The sequence below is a fragment of the Metapseudomonas boanensis genome (assembly GCF_018704125.1).
In the GTDB taxonomy this organism is placed as follows: Bacteria; Pseudomonadota; Gammaproteobacteria; order Pseudomonadales; family Pseudomonadaceae; genus Metapseudomonas; species Metapseudomonas boanensis.
Genome location: NZ_JAGTIS010000040.1, coordinates 1 through 3,109, shown reverse-complemented (window position 1 = coordinate 3,109; position 3,109 = coordinate 1). Strand labels below are relative to the sequence as shown.

2 protein-coding genes and 1 pseudogene are annotated in these 3,109 nt (G+C 66.0%); all 3 read left to right on the top strand.

The window, feature by feature from the left end:
• Positions 1–809: pseudogene (locus J7302_RS26155) on the top strand (glycine dehydrogenase (aminomethyl-transferring)); the annotation flags it as partial.
• A 122-nt stretch (positions 810–931) separates the two neighbouring features.
• On the top strand, positions 932–2,185 hold the full coding sequence (glyA, locus tag J7302_RS26150) for a serine hydroxymethyltransferase (protein ID WP_215381747.1): 1,254 nt from the start codon (positions 932–934) through the stop codon (positions 2,183–2,185).
• A gap of 32 nt (positions 2,186–2,217) precedes the next feature.
• Positions 2,218–3,109 (top strand): L-serine ammonia-lyase (locus J7302_RS26145; protein ID WP_215381744.1); only part of this gene is annotated, 892 nt, incomplete at its 3' end.

Here is a 3,109-nt window from a genome sequence, read left to right as displayed (position 1 = left end):
GCCTCTGTGCCCCGGGCCAGTTCGGCGGCGACGTGTCGCACCTGAACCTGCACAAGACCTTCTGCATCCCCCACGGCGGCGGCGGCCCGGGCGTTGGCCCGATCGGCGTCAAATCCCACCTGGCGCCGTTCCTCCCCGGCCACGGCCAAGGCCACTTAGCCCGCCAGGAAGGCGCGGTCAGTGCCGCGCCGTTCGGCAGCGCGAGCATCCTGCCGATCACCTGGATGTACATCCGCATGATGGGCGGCGAAGGTCTCAAGCGTGCCTCGCAACTGGCGATCCTCAGCGCCAACTACATCGCCCGCCGCCTGGAAGAGCACTACCCGGTGCTCTACACCGGCAGCAATGGCCTTGTGGCCCACGAGTGCATCCTCGACCTGCGGCCGCTCAAGGAAACCAGCGGCATCAGCGTCGACGACGTGGCCAAGCGCCTGATCGACTTCGGCTTCCACGCGCCGACCATGTCGTTCCCGGTACCCGGTACGCTGATGATCGAGCCGACTGAGAGCGAGTCGAAGGAAGAACTGGATCGCTTCTGCGACGCCATGATCCGCATCCGCGAGGAAATCCGCGCGGTGGAGGAAGGTCAGCTGGATGCCCACGACAACCCGCTGAAGAATGCCCCGCACACGGCAGCGGAACTGGTCGGCGAGTGGCGCCACCCGTACAGCCGCGAGCTGGCCGTGTACCCCAGCGCCAGCCTGGTCGAGGCCAAGTACTGGCCGCCGGTGGGCCGCGTCGACAACGTCTACGGCGACCGCAACCTGGTCTGTGCCTGCCCGTCCATCGAGGCCTATCAGGACGCCTGACGGCGGCCCGTTGTAGGAGCCAGCTCGCTGGCGAAGCGCTTCTGCCGGAGCCATTCGCGAGCGAGCCCGTTCCTACAGCTCGACCTTTGCGCTGCATCCAACCGAACAAGAAGGATACGACCATGTTCCACAAGAGCCTTACCCTGTCCGATTTCGACCCAGCGCTGTTCGACGCCATGCGCCGCGAGGCCCAGCGCCAGGAAGACCACATCGAGCTGATCGCCTCCGAGAACTACACCAGCCCGCAGGTGATGCAAGCCCAGGGCAGCGAGCTGACCAACAAGTATGCCGAGGGTTACCCGGGCAAGCGCTACTACGGTGGCTGCGAATATGTGGATGTAGTCGAGCAACTGGCTATCGACCGCGCCAAGCAGCTGTTCGGCGCCGACTACGCCAACGTCCAGCCGCACTCCGGCTCCCAGGCCAATGCTGCTGTTTACCTCGCGCTGCTGCAGGCGGGCGATACCCTGCTGGGCATGAGCCTCGCCCACGGCGGTCACCTGACCCACGGCGCCAAGGTCAGCTCTTCCGGCAAGCTGTACAACGCCGTGCAGTACGGCATCGACGGCAATGGCCTGATCGATTACGACGAAGTCGAGCGCCTGGCCGTCGAGCACAAGCCGAAGATGATCGTTGCCGGCTTCTCGGCTTACTCGAAAACCCTCGATTTCCCGCGCTTCCGCGCCATCGCCGACAAGGTCGGTGCACTGCTGTTCGTCGACATGGCCCACGTCGCCGGCCTGGTCGCTGCTGGCCTGTACCCGAACCCGCTGCCCTATGCCGACGTGGTCACCACCACCACCCACAAGACCCTGCGCGGTCCACGTGGCGGCCTGATCCTCGCCAAATCCAACCCGGAGATCGAGAAGAAGCTCAACGCTGCGGTTTTCCCGGGCGGGCAGGGCGGTCCGCTGATGCATGTGATCGCCGCCAAGGCCGTGTGCTTCAAGGAAGCGCTGGAGCCCGGCTTCAAGGACTACCAGGCCCAGGTCATCACCAATGCCAGAGCCATGGCCAAAGTGTTCATCGAACGTGGCTACGACGTGGTCTCCGGCGGCACCGACAACCACCTGTTCCTGGTCAGCCTGATCCGCCAGGGCATCACCGGCAAGGACGCGGACGCCGCACTGGGTCGTGCCCACATCACCGTGAACAAGAACGCCGTGCCCAACGACCCGCAGTCGCCCTTCGTCACATCCGGCCTGCGCATCGGCACCCCGGCCGTCACCACCCGTGGCTTCCAGGAGCCGGAGTGCCGAGCCCTGGCCAGCTGGATCTGCGACATCCTCGATCACCTCGGCGATGCCGATGTCGAGGCCCAAGTGGCTAAGCAGGTGGCCGCGCTCTGCGCGCGCTTCCCGGTCTATCCGGCCTGACCGCCACCCTGGGCTTGCTTCGGAGTCGAATTATGTCGCTAAGCGTTTTCGATCTGTTCAAGGTAGGCATCGGCCCCTCCAGCTCCCACACCGTGGGCCCGATGCGCGCTGCGGCGCGCTTCGTCTCGGGCCTGAAGACGGAAGGGCTGCTGGACCGGGTGGAGAGCGTGCGGGTGGAGCTCTACGGCTCCCTCGGCGCAACCGGCAAGGGCCACGGCAGCGACAAGGCCGTGCTGCTGGGGCTGGAAGGGGAGTACCCGGACCTGGTGGACACCCGCACGGTGGACCAGCGATTGGCTGCCATGCGTAGCGCCGGAAGCATCTCGCTGCTCGGGGAAAAACCGATCCGCTTCGTCGAGAAGGAACACTTGGCGATGATCCGCAAACCCTTGCCCTATCACCCCAACGGCATGATCTTCCGTGCCTTCGACGAGGCTGGTCTGCAGGTCCGTTCGCGCGAGTACTACTCGGTGGGCGGCGGCTTCGTGGTGGACGAGGAGGCGGTCGGTCTGGATCGCATCGTCGAAGACCGCACGCCGCTGCGCTATCCATTCCGCACCGCGCGTGAGCTGCTGGAGCAGTGCGCTACCCACGGTCTTTCCATCAGTCAGCTGATGGCCGAGAACGAGACCGCCTGGCGATCCCCGCAAAAGACCCGTCTGGGGCTGCTGCATATCTGGGAGGTGATGCAAGCCTGCGTGCGGGCGGGATGCCAGAACGAAGGCATCATGCCCGGCGGCCTCAAGGTCCGGCGCCGCGCTGCGGCGCTCTACCGGCAGCTCAGCGAGCGGCCTGAGGCCAACCTGCGCGACAGCCTCAGCGTGCTCGACTGGGTCAACCTCTACGCCCTCGCGGTGAACGAGGAAAACGCCACCGGCGGCCGCGTGGTCACCGCGCCCACCAACGGCGCGGCGGGCATCGTGC

Excerpts from the sequence above, each read along its gene's own strand:
- glyA (WP_215381747.1), top strand. The coding sequence starts at position 932 with ATGTTCCACAAGAGCCTTACCCTGTCCGATTTCGACCCAGCGCTGTTC.